18 protein-coding genes are annotated in these 24066 nt (G+C 68.5%); 11 read left to right on the forward strand and 7 right to left on the reverse strand.

Annotated features, from left to right (window positions below; translation table 11 throughout):
- Nucleotides 1-48: 48 nt before the first annotated feature.
- On the forward strand, nucleotides 49-1494 hold the full coding sequence (locus tag AB0M15_RS12985) for an MFS transporter (protein ID WP_363817088.1): 1446 nt from the start codon (nucleotides 49-51) through the stop codon (nucleotides 1492-1494).
- 1 nt (nucleotide 1495) lies between these two features.
- Complete coding sequence (locus AB0M15_RS12990) at nucleotides 1496-2965, forward strand: FAD-dependent monooxygenase (RefSeq protein WP_363817090.1); 1470 nt, start codon at nucleotides 1496-1498, stop codon at nucleotides 2963-2965.
- A 53-nt stretch (nucleotides 2966-3018) separates the two neighbouring features.
- On the opposite strand, the gene AB0M15_RS12995 is transcribed toward AB0M15_RS12990, so the two are convergent.
- From AB0M15_RS12995 to AB0M15_RS13005, 3 genes are all read right to left on the reverse strand, one after another.
- Nucleotides 3019-3279 (reverse strand): helix-turn-helix transcriptional regulator, encoded by a 261-nt coding sequence (locus AB0M15_RS12995; RefSeq protein ID WP_363817092.1) that lies wholly within the window; start codon nucleotides 3277-3279, stop codon nucleotides 3019-3021.
- Nucleotides 3280-3410: 131 nt separating this feature from the next.
- Nucleotides 3411-4355 carry an amidohydrolase family protein gene (locus AB0M15_RS13000; protein WP_363817094.1) on the reverse strand — a complete coding sequence of 315 codons (945 nt, stop codon included), beginning with the start codon at nucleotides 4353-4355 and terminating at the stop codon, nucleotides 3411-3413.
- Entirely contained in the window at nucleotides 4355-4873 is a 519-nt protein-coding gene (locus AB0M15_RS13005; protein ID WP_363817096.1) for a cupin domain-containing protein, read from the reverse strand. Before AB0M15_RS13005 ends, AB0M15_RS13000 begins: the two co-directional genes overlap by 1 nt.
- 155 nt (nucleotides 4874-5028) lie before the next feature.
- Between AB0M15_RS13005 and AB0M15_RS13010 the strand changes: the two genes are divergently transcribed.
- From AB0M15_RS13010 to AB0M15_RS13050, 9 genes are all read left to right on the forward strand, one after another.
- Nucleotides 5029-6684, forward strand: coding sequence for a BBE domain-containing protein (locus tag AB0M15_RS13010; protein ID WP_363817098.1), 1656 nt, complete (start codon nucleotides 5029-5031; stop codon nucleotides 6682-6684).
- Nucleotides 6685-6805: 121 nt separating this feature from the next.
- On the forward strand, nucleotides 6806-7426 hold the full coding sequence (locus AB0M15_RS13015) for a ScbR family autoregulator-binding transcription factor (protein WP_363817100.1): 621 nt from the start codon (nucleotides 6806-6808) through the stop codon (nucleotides 7424-7426).
- Nucleotides 7427-7572: 146 nt separating this feature from the next.
- Nucleotides 7573-8766 carry a transposase gene (locus AB0M15_RS13020; RefSeq protein WP_363817102.1) on the forward strand — a complete coding sequence of 398 codons (1194 nt, stop codon included), beginning with the start codon at nucleotides 7573-7575 and terminating at the stop codon, nucleotides 8764-8766.
- Nucleotides 8767-8970: 204 nt separating this feature from the next.
- Nucleotides 8971-10197 carry a 3-deoxy-7-phosphoheptulonate synthase gene (locus AB0M15_RS13025; RefSeq protein ID WP_363817104.1) on the forward strand — a complete coding sequence of 409 codons (1227 nt, stop codon included), beginning with the start codon at nucleotides 8971-8973 and terminating at the stop codon, nucleotides 10195-10197.
- Nucleotides 10194-10964 carry a 2,3-dihydro-2,3-dihydroxybenzoate dehydrogenase gene (locus tag AB0M15_RS13030; protein ID WP_363817106.1) on the forward strand — a complete coding sequence of 257 codons (771 nt, stop codon included), beginning with the start codon at nucleotides 10194-10196 and terminating at the stop codon, nucleotides 10962-10964. Before AB0M15_RS13025 ends, AB0M15_RS13030 begins: the two co-directional genes overlap by 4 nt.
- Nucleotides 10965-10974: 10 nt before the next feature.
- Nucleotides 10975-11628 (forward strand): isochorismatase family protein, encoded by a 654-nt coding sequence (locus AB0M15_RS13035; RefSeq protein WP_363817108.1) that lies wholly within the window; start codon nucleotides 10975-10977, stop codon nucleotides 11626-11628.
- Nucleotides 11625-13496, forward strand: coding sequence for an anthranilate synthase family protein (locus tag AB0M15_RS13040; RefSeq protein WP_363817110.1), 1872 nt, complete (start codon nucleotides 11625-11627; stop codon nucleotides 13494-13496). The genes AB0M15_RS13035 and AB0M15_RS13040 overlap by 4 nt, the downstream gene beginning before the upstream one ends.
- A complete protein-coding gene (locus tag AB0M15_RS13045) occupies nucleotides 13493-14686 on the forward strand; it encodes a 3-hydroxybenzoate 6-monooxygenase (RefSeq protein WP_363817112.1) in 1194 nt (397 codons plus the stop codon). The genes AB0M15_RS13040 and AB0M15_RS13045 overlap by 4 nt, the downstream gene beginning before the upstream one ends.
- A 45-nt stretch (nucleotides 14687-14731) precedes the next feature.
- Nucleotides 14732-16168 carry an MFS transporter gene (locus AB0M15_RS13050; RefSeq protein WP_363817114.1) on the forward strand — a complete coding sequence of 479 codons (1437 nt, stop codon included), beginning with the start codon at nucleotides 14732-14734 and terminating at the stop codon, nucleotides 16166-16168.
- On the opposite strand, the gene AB0M15_RS13055 is transcribed toward AB0M15_RS13050, so the two are convergent.
- The 4 genes from AB0M15_RS13055 to AB0M15_RS13070 all read right to left on the reverse strand — a co-directional run bounded on the left by AB0M15_RS13055 (nucleotide 16115) and on the right by AB0M15_RS13070 (nucleotide 23815).
- On the reverse strand, nucleotides 16115-17617 hold the full coding sequence (locus tag AB0M15_RS13055) for a fibronectin type III domain-containing protein (RefSeq protein WP_363817116.1): 1503 nt from the start codon (nucleotides 17615-17617) through the stop codon (nucleotides 16115-16117). The two genes, AB0M15_RS13050 and AB0M15_RS13055, sit on opposite strands and share 54 nt — an antisense overlap.
- Before the next feature lie 49 nt (nucleotides 17618-17666).
- Nucleotides 17667-19850 carry a LamG domain-containing protein gene (locus tag AB0M15_RS13060; protein WP_363818425.1) on the reverse strand — a complete coding sequence of 728 codons (2184 nt, stop codon included), beginning with the start codon at nucleotides 19848-19850 and terminating at the stop codon, nucleotides 17667-17669.
- Nucleotides 19851-19923: 73 nt separating this feature from the next.
- Complete coding sequence (locus AB0M15_RS13065) at nucleotides 19924-21447, reverse strand: fibronectin type III domain-containing protein (protein WP_363817118.1); 1524 nt, start codon at nucleotides 21445-21447, stop codon at nucleotides 19924-19926.
- A gap of 154 nt (nucleotides 21448-21601) precedes the next feature.
- Nucleotides 21602-23815, reverse strand: a complete 2214-nt coding sequence (locus AB0M15_RS13070; RefSeq protein ID WP_363817120.1) for a LamG-like jellyroll fold domain-containing protein — start codon at nucleotides 23813-23815, stop codon at nucleotides 21602-21604.
- Between the last annotated feature and the right edge of the window lie 251 nt (nucleotides 23816-24066).

The following is a 24066-nucleotide window of genomic DNA, read 5'->3' on the forward strand; positions in this document are numbered from 1 at the left end:
ATCCACGTACGGTCATCCATTTCACGGTTTTCCTCTTGAGGGAGTCTCATGTCCATCACCGCAGCGCCGCCACGGCGGCTCGGTCAGATCCTGCTGCTGCTCGGGTTCGCGCAGCTGATCATCACGATCGACTTCAACATCGTCTACGTGGCCCTGCCGGAGATCGGGAGCGCGCTCGGCTTCACCTCGCAGAACCTGCAGTGGGTGATCAGCGCGTACGCCGTGGCCTTCGGTGGTCTGCTCGTGCTCGGTGGCCGGGCCGCCGACCTGCTCGGCCGGCGCCGGATGTTCGTGCTGGCGCTGAGCATCTACTCGATCTCGTCGCTGATCGGTGGCCTGTCCCCGAACGACGGCGTGATGATCGGGGTCCGCGCGGTCCAGGGTCTGGGCGGCGCGCTGCTGTTCCCGGCCACCCTGGCCCTGGTGAACACGCTGTTCCAGGAGGGCAAGGAGCGCAACCGCGCACTCGCCGTCTGGAGCGCCTGCGGTGCGAGTGGTCTGTGTGTCGGCTCGATCCTCGGTGGCGTGCTGACCAGTGCCTTCGGCTGGGCCGCGGTGTTCTTCGTGAACGTCCCGCTCGCCGGTGGCGCCGCCCTGCTGGCCCTCGCGCTGATCCCGCGCGACGGTGCCCGCGAGCACGGCCGCACCTTCGACCTGCCCGGCGCCGTTACCGCGACCGTCGGCATCACCCTGGTCGTCTTCGTGCTGGTGCAGGGTCCGGTCTCCGGCTGGGCCTCGCCCGAGATCATCGGCTGCATCGTCGCCGCTGTCGTCCTGCTCGCGGCGTTCGCCGTGATCGAGGGTCGCAGCGCCGATCCGCTGATGCCGCTGCGCCTGTTCACCAACCGCAGCCTCAGCACCGCGATGGCGATCGCGCTGGTCTTCGGCGCGACGTACAGCACCGTTCCGTACTTCCTGACCGTCTTCTTCCAGACCATCCACGGTTACAACGCGCTGCAGACCGGCCTGGTCTTCCTGGTACCGGCCGCGCTGATCGCGGTCGGCACCCAGATCAGCGGGCGGATGGCCGGCAAGGTCGGCCTGAAGACGATCCTGATCCTCGGCCTGTCGATCGGCATCGTCGGTACCGCCGTGCTCGCCGCCGGGATGAACTCCGGTGGCTCCTTCCTCCAGGTGCTTCCCGGTATCGCGCTCTACGGCATCGGTCAGGGCATCACCTGGACGGGCATGTGGATCGCGGCCGCGTCCGGCGTCGCGGGCAACGAGCAGGGTGTCGCCTCGGCGATGACGTCGACCGCGATGCAGGTCGGTACCGCCGTAGGCCTCGCCGTCCTGGTCGCCGTCGCCAACCACGGCACCCGCGGCCTGACCGGCGACGCGTTCCAGGACAAGCTCGGCCACGGGCTGCAGACAGCGGTCTACATCGCGGCCGCCGGCATCGTGCTCGGCATCCTGGCCAGCTTCGCGTTCGCCAAGCCGGCGGTCGTTGCCGAGGACGAGCTCGAGCCCGTCGCGGCCGGCACCAAGGACTGACATGGACTATGACTTCGACGTAGTCGTGGTGGGAGCCGGCCCGGTCGGCTCCCTGCTCACCGCCGAGCTGGCGCTGCAGGGCGTCCGCGTCGGCCTGCTCGAAGCCCTGGCCGCGCCCACCGGCCGGTCCAAGGCCGGTACGTTGCACGCCCGCACCGCTCAGGTTCTCGAGCGGCGCGGGCTGCTGGACCTGGTCGCGGTGAACCAGTCGGCCGGCGGCCCGGTGCCGTTCCACTTCGCCGGCATGTTCGACCTGGATCTGGCCGAGGTCGTCGACGAGGGGCCCGCGATCGTGGGCAGCCCGCAGGCGTACGCCGAGCGAGTCTTCGCCGAGCAGGCCGTCGGTCGCGGGGCCGAGGTCTTCCGTGGCGAGGAGGTCGTCAACCTCACCGATCACGGTGACCACGTGTCGGTACACACGGCCGAGCGCCAGTTCACCGCGCGCTACGTGGTCGGGTGCGACGGTCCGCGCAGCGCGGTACGCAAGAGTGCCGGGATCCCGTTCACCGGTACGGAGGCGACTGTCGCCGCGATGCTGGGGGAGGTGCGGCTGCTGGATCCGTACAACGCTCCCCAGGGCTGGCAGCGCAACGCCCGCGGCTGGACGATGGTCGCGGCCTCGCTGCATGGGCCGAGCCGGATCTTCACGTACGACTTCCGTGGGCCGCACGAGAAGCGGGACGATCCGCTGACGCTGGAGGAGTTCAGCCAGACGGTCGACTACATCGCGGGCCGGCATGTGCCGATGACGGACGCCGGGTGGCTGGCCAGGTTCGGCGATGCCGCGTTGCAGGCCGAGCAGTACCGCAAGGGCAATGTGTTCGTCGCCGGTGATGCGGCGCACGTGCACTTCCCGGCGGGCGGTCAGGGCGTCAACCTCGGGCTGCAGGACGCGCTCAACCTGGGCTGGAAACTGGCCGCGGCGGTGCACGGCTGGGCGCCACCCGGCCTGCTGGACACGTACCACTCCGAGCGTCATCCGATCGGTGCGCGGGTGCTGTGGAACGTGCGGGCCCAGGTCGCGCTGATGCAGCCCGACCCGCGGGTCGACTGGTTGCGCAGCCTGTTCCGCGAGCTGATGGGACTGGACCAGGTGAACGAGTACCTGAGCCGGATGATCAGCGGGATGGATGTCTCGTACGACGTCGGCTGTCCGGATTCGCCGCTGGTCGGTGAGCTGGCACCGGACCTGCGGTTGAAGACCGGTGCGGGAATCACCAGCGTGGCTCGACTCCAGCACGAGGGTAAGGCGTTCCTGCTGGACCTCGCCGGGCGGACCGATCTGCAGGCCGTGGCGGCCGGTCGGCCGGACAGGTTGGCGGTGGTGAGTGCGACCAGCGACTCATCGGCCGGCACCGACGCCTTGCTGGTACGGCCCGACGGCTATGTGGCCTGGAGTGCCCGGGGTCGCGACGACGATCCGATCAGCCTGGACCGGGCCATCACTCGGTGGTTCGGTCCGGCCGTCTGACCCACAACCGCTTGATTCCCCGGCCGACTGACGGCGGCCGGGGAATCCTGCTGTCAGGCGGTCAGTTGGCCGCCGTCGTAGGACATCGCATGCCGGGTCAGTTCGACCCGGCCACGGACGTCCAGCTTGCCGAAGACATGCCGCAGATGGGTGTCGACGGTGTGCGGGGAGATGGCCAGGCGGCTTGCGACCGCCCGGTTGGTCAATCCCTGCGCGACCAGCCGCGCCACCCGTAGTTCGGCCGAGGTCAGCCGGGCCCATCGGCTCGGCCCGTCCGGCTCCTGCACTGCTTGCCTGGTTCCTGTCCCTGCCACGTGAATCCGCCCCTCACAGCCGGTCCCTGATTGCCCCACACCGTCACTCTCGGCGGGGGCAGCAGGGCGCGGCAACGAAGTCGGAGCCAGTTGGTCACTCCCGCAGAACTAAGTCAGGTCACCCGACTAAGTCAGATTCGGGCGGCCAGCTTGGGGAAGAGCTTCAGTGCGTTGTGCCGGCCGATGTCCTCACGTTCCTGCGGTGTCCAGCCCTGGTAGGCCTGGTATCCCTCGACGTTCTCCGTCGTGTGCCAGGCCGGCATGAAGGGGTAGTCGCTGCCGAACAGAATGTTCGACGAGCCGGCCAGCTCGGTCAGCGCGGGCAGGGCGAAGTCCGTGGCCGACATGGCGATGTCGTAGTGCAGGCGGCGCAGCGAGCCGATCAGATCGGCCGGCGGCTTGCCTTCCAGGTACGAGCCGATCGTCGGTCCGTAGGTCAGCCGCTTCGCCAGGAACGGCAGGGTTCCGCCCGCGTGCGAGAGGATCAGCTGCAGGTCCGGCAGCCGGTCGAGTACGCCGCTGAACAGCAGGCTCACCGCGGTACGGGTGGTCTCGAAGGTGAAGTCGTACAGCGACGGCGGCAGCCCGAAGTTGACGACGTCCTTGGCCGGAGGAGTGGTCGGGTGCACGTGGACGACCACGCCGCGCTCCGCGATCTCCGCCAGCAACGGCTCGAACTCGGGCGTCCCGAGGTAGTTGCTGCCGTAGCTGGTCAGCAGGCCGACGCCGTCCAGACCGAGTTCGTCGATCGCGTAGGCCAGCTCCTCCTTGGCTGCGGCCACATCGGGCAGCGGGAGGATCGCGAACGCGCCGAACCGGGTCGGGTGCTCGGCGACCAGCGAGGCGAAGTACTCGTTCACCTGCCGGGCCAGCCGGCGTGCCTGGTCGGCCGAAAGGAAGGTGACGCCGGGCGACGTGATCGACAACAGCGCAGCGGCGATGCCGTTGTGGTCCATCACCTCGAGGCTCTGCTCCGGGCTCCAGGTGGGGTAGTCGACGCCCGGGATCGGGTCGAGCCCGCTGATCGCGGCGGCGTACGCCGGGGGAATCGCGTGGTGGTGCACATCGATGAGCATCAGACGTACTTCTCTCCGTACTTGGGGGCCAGCCTGATCGCGTTCTCCTGGTCCAGCAGGTACTGCTCCGGCGGGGGCGGCGGTGCGCCGTCGTCGGCCGAGATCCCCATCTCCAGGAAGAAGCGCTCCTTGCCGGCCGGCAGGAACATCAGCAGCATCTTGCAGTCGGCGTCGCTCGCGTTGTGGAAGGAGTGCGTCACACCCTTGGGCACGTAGATGAACGACCCGGGGTCGGCGACGACGGTGTCCTCGCCGGTGAACAGCTCCAGCTGGCCACCGATCACGTAGAACGCCTCGTCCTCGTTGTAGTGGATGTGCGCGGGCGGACCGCCGCCGGGCGGCACGATCGCCTCGACCAGGCCGAACGCCGGGCCGGTGTTGTGCAGTCCGGACTTGAGCGTATAGCGGTCCTTGAACACCCACCGGCTCGGACCCTGGCCCGGCGGCACGTAGACCGCGCCCCTGGCCGGTTCGGCCGCCGGGTCCTCGAAGCTCGTCTGCTGACCCTCGAAACTCACTGTGTGCCGGCCCCCTCGTCGGAAATTCGAAACTTGTCGATCCCCAGGATGCGGCCGCGAGGTACCGCCGCGGCATCACGAGAACGCGCGATTCCCAGCAGCGGCCGACTCGGTGAGCCTGGGTGCTCCGAGCGACAGAAAGGTCCGCAGCGAACATGTCTGAGACAAAAGGCCAGGACTTCAGCCGCCGACGGATGCTGGCGGGCAGTGCCACCGCCGCCCTGGGTGGCGTGGTGACGGCCGCAGGACTCGGCGGTACGGCGACCGCCAGCGCCTCGACCGGTGCCGCCGAGGCAGTGCCGCCGATCGAGGCGGTGACAGTGCGTCCTGGCGATCCCAGGTACTCGCAACTGATCACCGGGAACAACAGCAGGTGGGTCGCGGCGCCGGAGGCCGTCCGCCTGGTCGGTACCACCGAGCAGGTCGTCCAGGCGGTGCAGGAGGCCGTACGCACCGGCAAGCGTCTCTCGGTCCGCGGTGGCGGCCACTGCTTCGAGGACTTCGTCTACAACCCGGACATCCAGGTCGTCATCGACCTGTCCCGGATGAAGGCGGTGTACTACGACGCGCAGGTGCAGGCGTTCGCCGTCGAGGGCGGCGCGCTGCTGATGGACGTGTACGACAGCCTCTTCAAGGGCTGGGGCGTCACCATCCCCGGCGGCATGTGCTACTCGGTCGGCATCGGCGGGCACGTCAGCGGCGGCGGCTACGGCCTGCTCTCGCGGACCAGCGGCCTGACCGTCGATCACCTGTACGCCGTCGAGGTCGTCGTGGTCGACCGGTCCGGTACCGCGAAGGCCGTGGTGGCCACCCGCGAGCCCAACGACCCGAACCGCGACCTGTGGTGGGCCCACACCGGTGGTGGCGGGGGCAACTTCGGCGTCATCACCCGCTACTGGTTCCGCTCGCCCGGAGCGACCGGCTCCGATCCGTCGACGCAACTGGTGAAGCCGCCGACCGAGGCGCTCGTCAACGTGGTGGCCTTTCCCTGGGCCTCCATCGACAAGCCGACCTTCACCCGGCTGGTCAGCAACTACGGCGCCTGGCACGAGGCCAACGGCGCCCCCGGTTCACCGAACGCCGGACTGAGCAGCTTCTTCACCCTGTACCACCGTTCCAACGGCAACCTGGTGATGCTGACTGCGCTGGACGCGAACGCCCCGAACCCCGAGAGCCGGCTGCGCGACTACGTAGCGGCCATCACCGCCGGTACGTCGGTGGTGCCCATCCAGCTGACGGCTCCGCGCCGGCTGCCCTGGCTCGCGTCGATCCGGCTGCTCGGCACCAGCAACCCGGTACTGACGAACCCCACCCTGCGGGGCGCGCACAAGTCGACGTACATGAAGAAGAACTTCCCCGCCGCCCACATCGCGGCGCTCTACAAGCACCTGACGCGGACGGACTACGCCAACCCGAACGCGATGGTGACGATGCTGTCCTTCGGCGGCAAGATCAACAGCGTGGCCGAGAACGCGACCGCGAGCGCCCAGCGCAGCTCGACGTTCAAGCTGCTCTACCAGGCGTTCTGGTCGGACAAGAGCGAGGACGCCCAGCACATCGGCTGGGTCCGCGACCTCTACCGCGAGGTGTACGCCGACACCGGCGGCGTGCCGGTCTCGAACTCCCTCACCGACGGGTGCTACGTCAACTACCCGGACGGCGACCTGCGGAACGCGCAGCAGAACACCTCGGGTGTGCCGTGGTCGACGCTGTACTACAAGGGAAACTACTCCCGGCTGCAGCAGGTGAAGGCCCGCTGGGATCCGCGCAACGTTTTCCGGCACTCCCAGTCGATCGAACTCCCGAGCTGACCCTGGTCAGGGTCAGGTCCTGGTCTGCTGGAAAGATACAGACCGAACGGTCTGGTTTCCAGAGGGTTCGCCCTGGTTCTACCCTGGGGCGAACCCGTCAGACCGAGGGAGGATTGATTCAGTGGCCCAGCAGGAACGCGCGATCAGGACCCGGCAGGTACTGCTGCTGGCGGCCGCATCGGTCTTCGACGAGGTCGGCTACGACGCGGCCAGCATCAGTGAGATCCTCAGCCGCAGCGCCATGACCAAGGGCGCGCTGTACTTCCACTTCGCCTCCAAGGAGGCGCTCGCCCGGGGCGTGATCGATGCCCAGACGGCCGACCTGGAGCTGCCCGAGACGGGCTCGAAGCTGCAGGACCTGGTGTGTCTGACCCAGGTGATCGCGAACCGGCTGCAGACCGACGTACTGCTCCGCGCGGGCATCCGATTGACCGTGGAGGAGCGTACTTTGAACCTCCTGGGCGCCAGTCAGGCGAGCCCGTACGCGCGCTGGATCGAGATCTGCGCGGCCCTGCTGACCGCGGCGAAGGCGGACGGCGAGCTGCTCGGGCACGTCCAGCCGGCCGCCGTCGCCGAACTGGTGGTGGCCTCGTTCACCGGCATCCAGCTGGTCTCGCAGGTGTACAGCCGGCGGGAGGATCTCGGCGAGCGGCTGAGCACCTTCTGGCGGTACCTGCTGCCTGGCATCGCCGTGCCCGGTGTGCTCCCGCATCTGGCCACCGAGCTGCCCGTCGCCGGGTGACTCCGCGCTGTCGCGAAGGCACCGCTTGCTGTCTCAGGCAAGTTAGTTTCCAGTTTCACTGACGGACCGAAACCGACCCTTTGGTTTGTTATGCTTTCGTATCCGACGGCAGGTGAGGCTCTGTCGGTGTTGAGGGGACGGGATCAGTGCAAACGTGTTCGGTCGTTCAACCCGCCTCGTCGATCGGTTTGCTCGAAGACCCGGTCGGCGAGTTCTACGGTCCGTTGTTCGCGTCGCTGCGCCGGCGTGCTCAGCGCGCCACCGCGGTTCGCTACGTGCATGGCCTGTTGACGGTGCAGGGGCGCAAGACGATGCGCTCGCTGGCCGAGCAGTACGGCGGTGACGCCGAGCAGCAGCGCATGCAGCACTTCATCAGCAATTCGCCCTGGGACTGGATGCCGGTCCGCCAGGCGCTCCGATGTCATCTGCAGCAGAGCCTGGAGCCGCAGGCCTGGGTGGTCCGGCAGATGATCGTGCCGAAGGCAGGCAACCACTCCGTCGGGGTCGGCCAGGCGTTCGTCCGGATGCTCGGTCAGACCGTTAACAGCCAGCAGGCGTTCGGCGCCTGGGTGGCGTCGGAGACGGTGAGCAGCCCGATGAACTGGCGCCTGCAGTTGCCGGACGCCTGGGTCACTGACACGGATCGGCGCCGCCGGGCAGGGGTTCCGGAGCAGCAGGCCGAGACGTTCCCCGGGGAGGCGGCGTGCCGGTCCGTGCTGGACCTGGTCGACGGCCGCCGCGATGCCGTTCCGCTGCCGGCCGTGCTGAGTGTGGGGACACTCGACCCGGTCGACTGCGTGCGGGAGTTCGGCGCGGCCGGAGTACCGGTGATGATGCAGGTCGGTCCAGGGCTGCAGTTGGTGGGCACGGATGTCCGCCTCCAGAGCCCGGCCGGTGAGCTGGTCAGCGCCGGCCGGCTGGCGGATTCGGCCGGCATTCTGCGTCGGCAGGTCTGCTGGCTCGACGCGCAACTCAGGCTACGGCGCACTTGCACGGCGGCCGTCCGGGTGGCGCTGCCGACCCCACAGGGCCGGGTGCCGATGGTGCTGCTGGCCGAGTGGGACAAGCCCGGCCCCAAGCCGGACAGGTTCTGGCTGACCGATGTGGTCGGCCGGTCGACGGCCGAGCTGCTCCGGTTGTCCAAACTGGTACTGCGGGTGGACCACGACTTCGAGGCGATCGCCAAGGACGTCGGCATCCAGGACTTCGAGGGCCGCAGCTTCCAGGGCTGGCATCGGCACGCCACTCTGGCATCGATCGCACATACCGTCCGGGCACTGGCTGATTCCGGTCAGATGCGTGAAGGGCTTGACGAAACGGCGCTGCTGCGAGTGTCCTGACCCGCCTCCTCCGGCATCGCCGAGACCCCTGTTCCGCAACGGTGGAGCAGGGGTCTTTCGCTGTGTATTGCAACGCTTGCTTCACGAAGTGACCAAGTAAAAGTGACCTGACGAAGTGCGGCCGGTTCCCTACTTCGCACCGCCGTCCCAGGCGATGTTTGTCCTTGGCAGACAACGATCTTGATGCGTTCTGGGGAGGATCCAATGAGCGGTGCGACAGCCGGATTCAGCAACATCGCAGCGGACCCGCTGGCCGAGGCCGGGGTGGATCGCGAGTTCCTGCGATCGCTGCCGGCGGTTCAGCAGCCGGAGTGGCACGACGTCGCCCAACTGGCGGCGGTGACGAGTGAGCTGGCGGAGGCCCGGCCGCTCGTCGACGGGGCGGAGATCGACACCCTGAAGGCGTTGCTCGCCCGGGTGGCGACGGGGGAGTTGCGCGTCCTGCAGGCGGGGGACTGCGCCGAGGACCCGGCCGAGTGCACCCCGGAGGCGGTTGCTCCGAAGGCGGCCCTGCTCGACGTACTGGCTTCCGTGATGTCTTTGAATGCAGGCCGCCGGGTGCTGCGGGTCGGCCGGATCGCCGGCCAGTTCGGCAAGCCGCGGTCGAAGCCGACCGAGCACGTCGACGGCCAGGAGATGCCGGTCTTCCGCGGCCACATGGTGAACGGGCCCGAGGCGGACCTGGTGTCGCGCCGGGCCCAGCCGGAGCGGCTGCTCGCTGGATACCACCTCGCGGCCGCGGTGTCCGGTGCACTGCGGGACCGCGGTGCGGCCGGCGATCCCGTCGCGCACGCGCCGATCTGGACCAGCCACGAGGCCCTGCTGCTCGACTACGAGCTGCCGATGATCCGTCGCGACGCCAACGGCCGCGCGCTGCTCACCTCGACGCACTGGCCCTGGATCGGTGACCGTACCCGGCAGGTGGACGGCGCTCACCTCACCATGCTCGCGATGGTGGCGAATCCCGTTGCCTGCAAGGTCGGACCGAGTACGACCGCTGAAGACCTGCTGGCCATCTGCGAGCAACTGGACCCGGACCGGGAGCCCGGCCGGCTGACGCTGATCAGCCGGATGGGTGCGAACGCGGTGACCGAGCTGCTGCCGCCGCTGGTCGCCGCAGTACGCGCCGCCGGGCACCCGGTGATCTGGATGTGTGACCCGATGCACGGCAACACGATGAGCACGCCCAGTGGTTTGAAGACCCGCTTGGTCGAGCGAGTCGTCCAGGAGGTACGCGACTTCCAGCTCGTAGTACCGGCTGCGGGGGGTGTGGCCGGTGGGCTTCACCTGGAGACGACCCCGACCGGTGTGACCGAGTGCGCCGACGACCTGAGCCGCCTCGGCGAGGTGGGCGATGTGTACACGAGCTTCTGCGACCCACGGCTCAACCCGAACCAGGCAATCACCGTAGCTGCGGAGTGGCAGTCATGAAGGGCAAGGTAGCTCTCGTAACCGGCGCTGCCGGCGGTATCGGCGCAGCAGTGATCGAGTCGCTTGCTCGCGAAGGTGTCATCGTCGCCGCGGCCGACCGGGCCGAGCAGGTGCTGAAGGAGCAGGTCGAGCTGCTCGTCGCGGACGGTCTGCGGGCGGAGGCGTTCGGGCTCGACATCACCTCCAGCCAGGACGTCGCCGCTGTGGTCGATGAGGTCGAGCGACGGCTGGGCCCGATCGACTACCTGGTCAACGGCGCCGGCGTACTACGGCTCGGCACCACCCGCGAGTTGACCGACGAAGACTGGGCCAGCACGTTCGCGGTCAACGCGACCGGCACCTTCTACGTCTCTCGGGCCGTGATCGAGCGGATGGCCGCCCGTCGGTCCGGGGCAGTCGTCACGATCGCGTCCAACGCGGCCGGTACACCCCGGACTGAGATGGCCGCGTACGCCGCGTCGAAGGCCGCTGCGGCGATGTTCACCAAGTGTCTCGGGCTGGAGGCCGCGGAGTACGGGATCCGCTGCAACGTGGTGGCGCCGGGCTCGACGGACACCGCGATGCTGACCAGCCTCTGGAAGGACGGCGCCGGCCCGGAGAGCTCGATCGCTGGCACTCCGTCGGCGTACAAGCTCGGCATCCCGCTGCGCAAGATCGCCCAACCGGCCGACATCGCGGCAGCAGTGCGGTTCCTGCTGTCGGACCAGGCCGGACACATCACGATGCACGACCTCACGGTCGACGGCGGCGCAACCCTAGGCGTGTAAGGAGGACATGATGGCTGGAATTCCCCTGATCGAGACCTATGAGATGCCGGTGGCGAGCGAGCTGCCGGTCAACGTGGCCGGCTGGCAGGCCGACCCGGCGCGTGCGGTGCTGCTCGTCCATGACATGCAGCGCTACTTTCTCCGGCCGTTCGGCGATGCGGCACCGGTGAAAACCCTGGTGCACAATGCCGCGCGGCTTCGCAAGGCGGCGGCCGAGATCGGTATGCCGGTTGCCTACACCGCCCAGCCGGGCGGGATGACCGTGGCCGAGCGCGGGCTGCTGAAGGACTTCTGGGGCCCCGGCATGACGCCGTCCCCGGAGGACCGCGCGCTGGTGCCCGAGCTGGCACCGGCCGAGGGCGACTGGGTGTTCACGAAGTGGCGGTACAGCGCCTTCCACAAGAGCGATCTGCTCGAGCGGATGCGGGCGGCCGGCCGCGACCAGCTGATCGTCTGCGGGGTTTACGCGCACGTCGGAGTGCTGATGAGCCTGTGCGACGCCTTCACCAACGACATCGAGGCGTTCCTCGCCGCCGACGCCGTCGCCGACTTCAACTCGTCGTACCACCGGACGGCCCTCACGTACGCCGCCGAGCGGTGTGCGGTCGTCGCGCCGACCGACGTGTTGCTCGGCTCCCTGGTCGCCGAGGAGGTACTGGTATGACCGCCCTGCTCGACCAAGTGCTTGCTGATGGCAACGGTGTACCGCCGTTCGCCCTGCTCTACCGCCCGGAGACGGCCGGTCGCGACCAGGTCGACCTGATCGTTGGGGAGGCCGGCGCGGTCGAAACGTTGGCCGACATCCCGCTGGCGGCCGGCGCGCCCGTGGGGCAGCACGAGACGCTGGTCCTGGTGCCGTACCGCCAGCTCTCCGAGCGTGGTTTCCAGTGCACCGACGACGGCGCGCCGCTGCTGGTGCTGCAGGTCGCCGAGCAGGCCGTCGTACCGCTGGACGAGCTGATGCGCCGGTTGCCGAATCTGCCGACGCCGCTGGTCAACGGGCGGTTCGACGTCGAGGACGAGACGTACGCCGAGATCGTGCGCCGGGTCGTCGAGGACGAGATCGGCACCGGCGAGGGCGCGAACTTCGTGATCAAGCGGTCGTTCACGGCTGAGATCACCGGGTTCGGCATCGCCCATGCGCTGTCCTTCTTCCGCCGGCTGCTGAGCTCGGAGGTGGGTGCCTACTGGACCTTCGTCGTGCACACCTGCGACCGGACTTTCGTCGGCGCCACCCCGGAACGGCACGTCAGCGTCTCCGGCGGTACCGCCGTGATGAACCCGATCAGCGGCACCTACCGCTATCCGGCCTCCGGTCCGACCCTGGACGGCGTACTCGGTTTCCTTGCCGATGGCAAGGAGACCGACGAGCTCTACATGGTCGTCGACGAGGAACTCAAGATGATGGCGCGGGTCTGCGACGGCGCCGGCACGGTGGTCGGCCCGTTCCTCAAGGAGATGGCCCGGCTGGCCCACACGGAGTACCTGATCGAGGGCCGGACCAGCCGGGACGTCCGCGAGATCTTGCGCGAGACGCTGTTCGCGCCGACTGTCACCGGCAGTCCGCTGGAGAGCGCGTGCAAGGTGATCAGCCGGCACGAACTCAACGGCCGCGGTTACTACAGCGGCGTGGTCGCGCTGATCGGCTCGGACGAGGCCGGCGGGCGGACGATGGACTCGTCGATCCTGATCCGGACCGCTGAGATCTCCAGCGCCGGCAAGCTCTCGATCGGTGTCGGTGCCACGCTGGTCCGGCACTCGGACCCGCTGTCCGAGGTCGCTGAGACCAGGGCCAAGGCGGCCGGGCTGCTCGCCGCGCTGGCCGGTGGTACAGGTTCGCGGTTTGCGGATCACCCGGAGGTACGGAGCGCTCTGGCGGGCCGCAACACCGGCATCTCGGGCTTTTGGTTCAACGACCGGTCGTTGCCATCGGCAACTCCTGACGATCTCGCCGGTCGTTCTGTCCTGGTGATCGACGCCGAGGACACCTTCACCTCGATGATCGCGCACCAGCTGAGCTCGCTCGGCCTGATCGTCACCGTACGCCGGTACGACGAGCCCTACCGGATCGAGGATCACGACCTGGTCGTGGCCGGTCCCGGACCGGGCGACCCGGGGGAGTTGCAGCACCCGAAGATTGCCCACCTGCAGAGCACGATCAAGCGGCTGATCGCCGAGGAGCGTCCGTTCCTGGCGGTCTGCCTGAGCCACCAGGTGCTCAGCGGCATTCTCGGGCTGGAGATCGAGCGCTGCCCGCAGCCCAACCAGGGCGTGCAGAAGGAGATCGACCTGTTCGGGCGGCCGACCCGGGTCGGCTTCTACAACACCTTCGCCGCACGGTCCGCGACGGACCGGATCGGCGACGTCGAGATCAGCCGGAACCCGGTGACGAACGAGGTGCACGCGCTGCGCGGACCGCGGTTCGCGTCGATGCAGTTCCATGCCGAGTCGGTACTGACCGAGGAAGGCGTGCTGTTGCTGCACGACGCCTTCAGCCGGCTGCTCGCGAGTACTGCGCTGGTGTCCCGATGAGCACGATCCTGATCGCCGGGGGTGGCATCGGCGGACTCGCGACGGCGGTGTCACTCGCCGAGCGCGGCCACCGGATCGTCGTCCTCGAGCGGCAGGCGGCCTTCGCGGAGCTGGGCGCCGGTATCCAGATCGGGCCGAACGGGTTCCGTGCGATGGACCGGCTCGGGATCGGCGACGAGGTCCGCGAGCGTGCGGTCTACATCGACGAGTTGCGGTTCATGGACGGCACCACCGGGCAACGCGTGCAGAGCCTACGGCTGGACGAGGAGTACCGGGCGCGCTTCGCCAACCCGTACGCCGTTGTCGCGCGGGCTGACCTGTATGCCCCACTGCTCGCTGCGGCGCAACGGTCGCCGCTGATCGAGCTGCGGAGCAAGAGCGCGGTGGCGGGCTATCAGCAAGACGCGGACGGCGTCACCCTGTTGCTAGCGGACGGCAACAGCATCAGGGGCGACTTGCTGGTCGGTGCCGACGGCATCCGGTCGACGATCCGCCGTCAGTTGGTCGGCGACGGTGAGCCGCGGGTGTCCGGGCACACCATCTACCGGTCCGTCATCCCGATGGAGCTGGTCCCCGAAGACCTCCGCTGGCACGCGGTCACTTTGTGGGCCGGTCCGAAGTGGCACTTCGTGCACTACCCGATCGCTGGTGGGACGCTCCTGAACCTGGCAGCGACTCGGGACGACAGCGCGTCGGTGGCGGTGGCTGGTCAGCCGGCGGAGCGGGCGCATGTACTCGGGCAGTTCCCCGACCTGGGGGAGACCGCCCAACGGCTGCTCGAGCTGGGAGCCGACTGGCGGGTCTGGGTGCTCTGCGACCGAGACCCTATCTCCGAATGGTCCGATGGCCGGGTAGTCCTCCTCGGCGATGCTGCGCACCCAATGCTCCAGTACGCCGCCCAGGGCGCGTGCATGGCGCTGGAGGACGCTGTACTGCTCGGCGAGCTACTCGACTGCCCGGCCGGCGAGGCGCAGTACAGGCTGGAGCGGTTCGTGGAGGCGCGGCGTGATCGCACCGCTCGGACGACGCTGGTGGCGCGGGAGCTTGGTACGCAGCTGTACCACCCCGCCGGTGCGGCGAGGGTGGCTCGCAACGAAATGCTGTCGGGCCTGTCGGTTGAGGAGCTGCAGGACAAGGTTGCCTGGCTGCACGGGTTCGACGCGGCGCGGGTGCCGGATCTGACTAAGTAGTGGCCAGGTTTTGCCCGGCTGGTCACCGTGTGTGAGGTTCGAGAGATGAAGAGGTCTGTCGCCGGGGCATTCGCGGTGCTCGCGTCCGTCCAGGTCGTGCTGATTCTCGGCATGACCGTGATGAATGTGCTGCTGCCGGAGGTCCAGGCCGAGTTCCACCTCGGTCAGGCGGAGCTGGTGCTGCTCAACGCGGCGTACGGGATGTCGTTCAGCGGCTTGTTGCTGCTGGGCGGCCGGCTCTCCGACCTGTATGGCGCCCGCCGCGTCTTCATAGCGGGGACGGCGTTGTTCGCGCTCAGCTCCGTCACGGCCGGACTGGCGCCGGGAGCAGAGGTGCTGCTGACCGCGCGCTTCCTGCAAGGGGTGGGCGCGGCATTGGCGGTGCCGGCCGCGATGGCATTGGTCAGCCTGCTCTACCCCGAGCCGGCCCGTCATGCGCGGGCGATGGCCGTGTGGGGTGGTCTGGCTGCATCCGGCGGGATGGCGGGGATGCTGCTGTCGGGAGTGGTCGCCACGATCGCCTCCTGGCGATGGGCCTTCGTCCTGCCTGTGCTCGTCTGTGCGCTGGCGGTCGTCCTGGCGCCGCGGTTGCTGCCTGTGGGGGACACCGCAGTCAGCGAGCGGCTAGACGTGCTCGGCGCGGTGCTGGTGACCGCTGGCATCACAGTCCTCGGCTATGGCCTGGTCGAAGCGCCCGAGCGCGGTTGGACCTCACCGTTGGTGCTGGGGATGCTGGGCGGCGGTGTGGTGCTGCTAGCCGTCTTCGTCCAGGTCGAGCGGCGAGTAGCCGTTCCGCTGCTACCGCTGTCGTTCCTGGCCTCGCCGCGGCGAGTGGTCGCGCTGGTGGCTGTGTTCCTCGGCTCGGCCGGGACGACCACGATCTTCTTCATGCTGTCGCTGTACTTCCAGCAGATGCTCGACTACGCGCCGCTAGAGGTCTCAGCGGCCTTCCTCCCGTATGGCCTCGGCCTAGTGGTCACCGGTATCGCCGTCGGCCGGCTGGTGCTCCGCTTCGGTGCCCGGACGACGACAGTGGCCGGCCTGGTGGTGTGCGCTGCCGGGCTGGGCACCTTGAGCACTATCGGAGCACATACCCCGTACGTCGGTGCCGTGCTGGCCGGGCTGGTGCTGTTCCCGCTCGGCGTCGGTCTGGTCTTCGCCGGAGCGACAGTGATCGCGACCAGCGACGTACCGGCAGGCCAAGCCGGTCTAGCCGGAGCAGTGACCACCAGTGCTCTGGAGATGGGCCCTGCCATCGGCATGACAGTGCTTGTGACGCTGTCGGCCGCTCGTGCGGATCGGCTTGTTGCAGGCGGCGCTGGGGCCGATGCGGCAGTGACTGCCGGCTATGGCTTCGCCCTCGCCGCTGCGGCCGTTGTGTTCCTGGCCGCAGCGGCGAGCGCTGTCTTGATCCGTCAGCGACCCGCTCTAGCGGACAGTGACGGAGGCGAAGCCGCCTCGGACGGTGTTGTTGCCGTCTGAGACCTCGATCCGGTACTGCTGCGAGGTACCCGAGGGAGCAGCAGTGTCGGTCAGCGTGACGTTCGGGCGGCTCCAGAAGGTGGAGTTCGCCGTGGTGGTCGCGACGACCGTGTTGGTGTTGCCACGGAGCAACCGGTAGGTCAGGGTGATGTCGTCCTTGTCGAGTGACGTCTGGACGGTCGCCTGCACCCGGCCGGCGGTGGTACTGGACAGTGTCGGCAGGACCGGGCCCAGTGGCACTGCGCCCGCACCCAGGTTGGTGAAGCGCGTCAGGCCCTGCTGGCCGGCGCCGTTGACCGTGGTGAAGTCACCACCGACCCACAGGTCCGAGCCACCGGTAGCCGACACGAGCGGGCCGACCTCGGTCGGTGGGCCTGCGTTGGTGTTCGGGAACCAGGGACCGAGGTTGCCGTTGGCCGGGTTCTGCAGGAGCAGGAAGTGCGCTCCGGAGCCGTCCGGGAAGGCACCCGGGCAGCTGTGTGCGTGCGAGCCCTTGAACAGCCAGCCGTTGACCATGGTGATGGTCTCGGTGGCGCCGAGGCAGGTGTTCTTCCAGACCAGGTTGCCGGTGGCGACGTTCGCCGCCCAGGTCCCGTCGAAGCAGCCGCCACCATCACCGGCGTTGGAGAAGTACACGACTCCGCCGCTGGTCTCGATGTCCTTGACCCGCGTCGTGCAGCCCGGCTTCGGCACCGGTACCGCGGACGAGGCCGCGAACGGCAGCAGTGCACCGGTCGAGTTGTTGACGCTGGCAACGGCCCAGTGGGCAACACCGCCGACCTTGGCGAAGGTGCCGCCGAGGTAGACCTTGGAGTTGTCGTCGGCCGCGTCGATCGCGTAGACATCCGCGTCGGCGTTCGGGTTCCACGGCAACAGACTGCCGTCGACCATGCTGATCGCCGCGGCCCGGTTGCGGGCGACGTTGTTGACCAGCCCGAACGAGCCACCGAAGTACAGGCTGGTACCGCCGACAGCGAGCGTCTTGACCCGGTACGAGACGTTCGGCTTGATGTTCGGCAGCAATGCACCCGTGGTCGCGTCGAAGGCGGCGATCCGGTTGCGGACCTGGCCGTCGACGCGGGTGAAGTCGCCGCCGATGTAGATCTTCGAGCCGTCGGGCGACGCCACGATCGACCAGACGAAGTTGTTCAGCGTGTGGTTGAACGTGGTGTCGAGTGCGCCGGTGCTCTGGTTGAAGGCCGCCAGGTAGGTCCGGACGGTCTGGCTGGTGCCGGGTGCGGCGCCAGGCGGGCGGACCCGGGTGAAGCGGCCGCCGACGAAGGCCTTGCCCTTGGCCACCGCCAGCCCGAGCACGCTCGCGTCGGTCTGCCAGGCGGAGCCCGCCACCGCTGTCAGTGAGGCGCCGGTACCGGGCGCCGGGAGCGTCGGCACGATGGCCAGCGCGAGGCCTGCCGCACCGAGTGCAGCAGTGATTCTTCTCAATCGCATTTGTGTTCCCCCCTTGGGAGTGCCGGACCCCCTCCGGCACTCCCTTTATCTAGCGTGCGTCGTAATGCGTTACGACCTGGTCCGCATCCAGCGCGATCGGGTAGACGGCCACCTCGTCGAGAGTGCCGTTGATGCCGGCGCTGGACGGGCCGTTCGGCCAGCCGCCCAGGTTGTCGGCGCCGATCCGCCAGTACCCCGTGTAGGCCTCCGCGGCGGCCACGTTCTGGGTGCCCTGCAGGACGCCGTCCAGGTAGAGCTTCTGCGAGCCCGGCGAGAACGTGCCGACCACGTGGTGCCACTGGCCGTCGTTCGTCCCCGGTGCGGAGCTGATCGTCCGCGCCGAGCCGTCCCACAGCCCGAAGGTGACGGTGCCGTCGTTCTGCAGGTAGATGTGCCGGTCGTACTGGCTGCTCGTCCCGTTGGAGCTGTTGCCGAAGCCAACGATCTTGCCGCCGCTGCCCGAGGTGGTCTTGTACCAGGCCTCTACGCTGAAGTTCTGCGGCTGGCTGACCACGGTCTGCCCGATCAGCTTGCCCGTACCGTCGAAGTCACCGGCCGTGTTGCCACCACTGGTCAGTACGCCGGGAACGCCGAGCGTCACCCCGGAGTACGGGCCGGTGTTGCCCTGGCCGGACGAGTCGGTCGCGTTGGCCGTCCCGTTGGCCTCACCGAGTCGCCAGTACGCCGTCGGGCCGTCCGCCAGCACCTGCTGGTCGTACGGCGCGTCCACGCTGGCCACTGTCACCGCTGCCGAGTAGTCACCGCGCAGGGTGCTGTTCCCGTCGGTCACCTCGATCCGGTAGACCTGCGAGGAGCCCGGTGTCAGCCCGGTGTCGGTGAAGGACAGCCACGGTCGGTTCCAGAACCGCGAGTCGGCCGTGTAGGTCGCAACGACGGTGTTGCTGAAGCTGCGCAGTACTCGGTAGGTCAGGGTGATGTCGTCGTTGTCGACGACGGTCTGGAAGTTCACCTTGACCTGGCCGGCCTTGTAGCTGACCGGAGTCACCTTGGCCGGCTTGGCCGGTGCGGCACCCGGCCCCGTGTTGGTGAAGCGGGCCAGGCTCTGCTGGCCGGCGCCGTTCACCGTGGTGAAGTCGCCACCCACCCAGAGGTCGGAGCCACCGGTCGCGGACACCAGCGGGCCGACCACGGTCGGGCCACCAGTGTTGGTGTTCGGGAACCACGGGCCGAGCTCGCCGGTGTCGAGGTTCTGCGTGAGCAGGTAGCGTCCCGCGCCCTGCGGGAAGCCGTTGCCGCCCTGGTAGCTGCAGTCGTGGGCGTGCGAGCCCTTGTAGAGCCAGCCGCTCACGACCGTCACCGTCTCGGTCGCGCCGAGGCAGTTGCTCTTCCAGACCAGGTTGCCCGAGGCAACGTCGGCCGCCCAGGTCCCGTCGAAGCAGCCGCCACCGTCACCGGCGTTGGCGAAGTACACCCGGTCGCCGCTGGTCTCGATGTCCTTGACCCGCGAGGTGCAGCCCGAGTTCGGAGCCGGTACGGCGCTCGCGGCCGCGAAGGGGAGTAGCGACCCGTCAGTCGGGTCAAGACTCGCCACGGCCCAACTCGAAGTACCGTTGATGGTCGAGAACGTACCGCCGGCGTAGACCTTGCTGCCGTCGTCGGCCGCGTCGATCGCGTAGACGTCGTTGTCCGCCTGGGGAGCCCAGGGGAGCAGCGACGCGGTGCTCGTGGTGACCGCCGCCAGGCGCGGCCGGGCGATGTTGTTGACGAGCCCGAACGAGCCGCCCAGGTAGACGGTGCTGCCGGAGACTGCGAGCGCCTTGACCCGGTACGAGACCGACGGCTTCCAGTTGGAGACGAGGGCGCCGGTTGCGGTGTCGAACGCGGCGACCCGGTTGCGGGTCTGGCCGTCGACAGTGGTGAAGTCGCCGCCGACGAAGACCCGGGAGCCGTCCGCCGTGGCCGCGATCGCCCACACCATCCCGTTCAGGGTGTGGTTGAACCCGGTGTCCAGCGCGCCGGTGCTCTGGTTGAACGCGGCCAGGTAGGTCCGCGCGGTCTCACTCGTGCCGGCTGCCGCCCCCGGTGGCCGGACCGTGGTGAAACGTCCCCCGACGTACGCCTTGCCGTTCGCCACCGCGAGTCCTTGCACGCTGGCGTTGGTCTGCCACGCCGGACTCGTGAGAGCCGACAGCGAAGCGCCGATGCTCTGGGCCGGCGCCGCTGGTGACAGCAAAGCTGCCACCAGCAGACCGCCCAGCGCGAGTATCCCCACCTTCTTCAAGACATCCCCCCTCAAGGATGTACTCCCGGGCCGCCTGGTGCGGCCGAGAGTCACATGCCCGGGCTCACTTCACCTTCACGGCGATCGCCGGGCCCTTCATGATGTTTCTGCCGTCGTGGATCTCGACGTGGTAGCTGACCGACTGGCCACGCTTGACGCCCTTGTCGACGACCGTGATCGTCTTGCGCGTCTGCCAGTAGTACGTGGTGAGTTTCTGCGAGCTGATGTTGGTCGAGCCGCGGAACACGTTGTAGGTCAGAGTCAGGTTGTCCAGGTCGTAGCTGTCCTTGAAGCTGACAGACACCTGGTTGGTCACTGCGGTCGACACGGTCGGGATCTTCGGTGCCGCCGGCGCCGCGCCCCCCGCGGCGTTGGTGAACCGGGTCAGGCCCTGCTGGACCTTGCCGTTGACGTGCAGGAAGTCGCCGCCGACCCACAGGTCGTTGCCACCGGACGCGAACGCCAGCGGGCCGACCTGGGTGGTGCTGTTCGGGTTGGCGTCGGTGTTCGGGAACCACGGTCCGATCCGGCCGTCGATGCCGCTCTCCACCAGCAGGTAGTGGGTGCCGGTCCCGTCCGGGAAGGCGCCGCTGGAGCTGCAGTTGTGCGCGTGCGAGCCCTTGTAGACCCAGTTGCCGATCGCCTTGATCGCCTCGGTCGCGCCCAGGCAGGTGTTCTGCCAGAGCAGCTTGCCGGTGGCGGCGTCCGCGGCCAGTACGCCGTCGTAGCAGCCGCCGCCGTCGCCGCCGTTGGAGACGAAGACCTTGGTACCGAGCGTGTCGATGTCCTTGACCCGGGTGGTGCAGCCGGGCCTCGGCTTCGGGATCGCCGCGGCGGCGGGGAAGGCGAACGCGTTGCCGCGGCCGTTGTCCACCATCGCCAGCGAGTAGTGGTCCTTGCCGTTGATCTTGGTGAACGGTCCGCCGACGAACACCCGGGTGCCGTTGTCGGACAGATCGATCGCGTACACGTCGTCGTCGGCGTTCGGGTTCCACGGCAGCATGTCGCCCTGGATCAGCCGGACCGCGGCCAGCCGGTTGCGGACGATGTTGTTGACGAGTCCGAACGAGCCGCCGAAGAAGACGCTGTTGCCGAAGATCGCGATCGCCTTGACCCGGGTCGAGACCGACGGGGCCCAGGCCGAGACCAGCCGGCCGGTGGCGACGCTGAACATCGCGATGTGGTTGCGCTTGATCCCGTTCACGGTGGTGAAGTCGCCGCCGAGCACGACCCACTTGTTGTCCGGGCTGGTCGCGATCGCCCAGACGGCGCCGTTCAGCTTCGGCGCGAACGCCAGCGGCGCGCCGGTGGTGCGGTTGAACGCGGCCACATAGGTACGGACCGCCTCACCCTGGCCAGCCGCCTTGCCGGGCTGCCGGATCCGGGTGAACAGGCCACCGGCGTACACGACGTTGCCGGCGGTCGCGAGTGCGTTCACGCTGGAGTTGGTCTGCCATGACGTCTGCTTGATCGCCGACACGGCCGAGCCGAAGCCGCCGTTCGCCGCCTGGACCGGTGGTCCGGACGGGATCAGGGCCGCGGCCAGCACGGCGGCAACCGTCACAACTGCCAGAACTAACTTCTTCATCAACTTCCTTAGGACTGGGCGGGGGGAAAGTCCATTAGCGTCCGTAACCTAGCGCCGGTGGGAACCCGACTGGAAGTCAGGCTCCCACCGGCGTTATGACTTTGTGCTATGAACGTTTGACCGTCCGCTCAGCGTGCGCGTCGGCGCGGCTGGATCAGCCGGCGTTGTAGTGAGCGGTGACCTGGCCCGCGGTGAGTGCGTACGGGTAGACCGCCGCCTCGTCGATGACCATGCCTGTCTGCGTCGCGCCGCCACCCGACCAGCTGTTGGTGGTGTCGTAGCCGACCCGCCACCAACCGTAGTACAGGGACGCCTGCCCGATCGTCTGGCTGCCGGCCAACACGCCGTCGACGTACAGCTTCATCGTGCCGTTGTCGTAGGTGCCGACCGCGTGGTGCCAGGCGCTGTTGTTCTTGTTCGACGTGCTGTTGATGGTCCGCTGGCTGCCGTCGTTGACACCGAAGGTGACCTGGCCGTTGGACCGCAGGTAGAGCATCCGGTCGTTCGAGCTGCTGTTGCCGGTCTTGGAGTTGCCGAACCCGATGATCCGGCCGCCACGGGTGAAGCTCTGCTTGAACCAGGCCTCGACGGTGAACTGCTGCGGGAACGAGTACGCCTTCTCGCCGACCATCCGGCCGTTGCTCGAGTTGATCGTCGCCGCCGTGTTGCCGCTCACCTTGCCGGCGGTGCCCAGCGTGATCCCGTTGAACGTGCCGTTGTTGCTCTGCCCGGACGCGTCCACCGAGGTGGTCGTGCCGGCCGCCTCACCGAGCCGCCAGTAGGCCTGCGGCCCGTCGGCGTTCACGATCTGGTCGTACGCCGTGCTCGCGGTGCTCGCCACCGTGATCGGGTCGGAGTAGTTGCCGCGGATCGTGGTGCTGCCGTCGGTGACCTCGACCCGGTAGTTGGTCACCTCACCCGGCGTGACGTTCGTGTCGGTGTAGTGCAGCCAGGGCCGGTCCCACGGCTTCGACTGGGCGGACCAGGTCGCGATCGTGGTGTTGCTGAAGCCCTTCAGCAGCCGGTAGGTCAGCGTGCTGTCGTCGTTGTCGTTGACCGTCGGGAAGTTGATCTGGACGACGCCCGGCTGGACGGAGTACGGGAGCAGCTTGGCCGGCTTGGCCGGAGCGGCGCCCGGGGCCGCGTTGGTGAAGCGGGTCAGGCCCTGCTGGGCGACCCCGTTGGTGTGCAGGAAGTCGCCACCGACCCACAGGTCCGAGCCGCCGGTCGCGAACGCCAGCGGACCGACGTTGGTGGTGCTGTCGGGGTCGGCGTCGGTGTTCGGGAACCACGGGCCGAGCTTGCCGTCGACCGGGTTCTGGCTGAGCAGGAAGCGGTAGCCGAAGCCCTGCGGGAAGCCGCCGGCGCCCTGGTTGGCGCAGTCGTGCGAGTGCGAGCCCTTGTACAGCCAGCCGTTCACCATCTTGAGTGCCTCGGTCGCGCCCAGGCACTGGCTCTTCCACTTCAGCGTGTTGGTCGCGATGTCGACCGCCCAGGTGCCGTCGAAGCAGCCGCCGCCGTCACCGCCGTTGCCGAAGTACACGGTGTCGCCGCTGGTGTCGATGGTCTTGACCCGGGTGGTGCAGGAGCCGTTCGGCGGCGGGACCGCGGTCGAGCCGGGGAAGGGCAGCACGGCGCCGGTCACCGGGTCGAGGCTGGTGACGGTGTTCTGGTTGGTGCCGTTGACGGTGCTGAACTGGCCGCCGGCGTACGCCTTGGAGCCGTCGTCGGCCACGTCCACGGCGTACACGTCGCCGTTGGTGGCCGGGGCCCAGGGCAACAGCGTGCCGTTGTCCGCGGTGACCGCGGCCAGGCGAAGCCGGTCGACGCCGTTGACGAGCCCGAACGAGCCGCCGAAGTACACGGTGCTGCCGTAGACGGAGATCGACTTGACCCGGTACGAGACCGAGGGCTTCCAGTTCGCGACCAGCGCGCCGGTGGCGGTGTCGAAGGCGGCGATCCGGTTGCGGGTCTGGCCGTTGACGGTGGTGAAGTCACCGCCGACGAAGATCCGGGAGCCGTCGGCCGAGGCGGCCACGGCGTACACCTGGCCGTCGAGGACCGGGTTGAACGACGCGACCAGGTTCCCGGTGGCCGAGTCGAAGGCCGCCAGGTAGGCCTGGCCGACCTCGTTGCTGCCCAGCGGCGAGCCGGGCGGCCGGACGCTGGTGAAACGCCCACCGGCGTACGCCTTGCCCGCGGCCACGGCGATTCCCTGAACGCTGGCGTTGGTCTGCCAGACCGGGCTGTCCTGCGCGGAGAGCGAGGCCTCGATGCTCTGGGCCGACGGTGCGAGCACCATGATGCCGGCCCCCGCCAGCAGCGCTCCGACCGCGCCCAGGCGCGCGAAAAGCCATCTCTTCTTCATCCTGCGGTGTCCCCCTCGGACAGGCGCCTACCCCGGCGCCTTACAAGTGATTCCCGTTTTTCGTGATCCCCAGAATTCCCCCGAGAACAGAGTAGGCCACAGAAAGTGAGCTTTGACCAGTCACCAAACGGTTATCGTCGGCGAGTTGCCAGCTTTCGTCACTGTGCGTGAACGTTACGGACGATTGCCGCTCCAGTGTGCCGATGCCTATATCCTGGCCCCGGCAAGGAGCCGGTCACCTCGCGTGACCA

Origin of the sequence: Kribbella sp. NPDC051718, assembly GCF_040681515.1 — a bacterium.
Lineage (GTDB): Bacteria > Actinomycetota > Actinomycetes > Propionibacteriales > Kribbellaceae > Kribbella.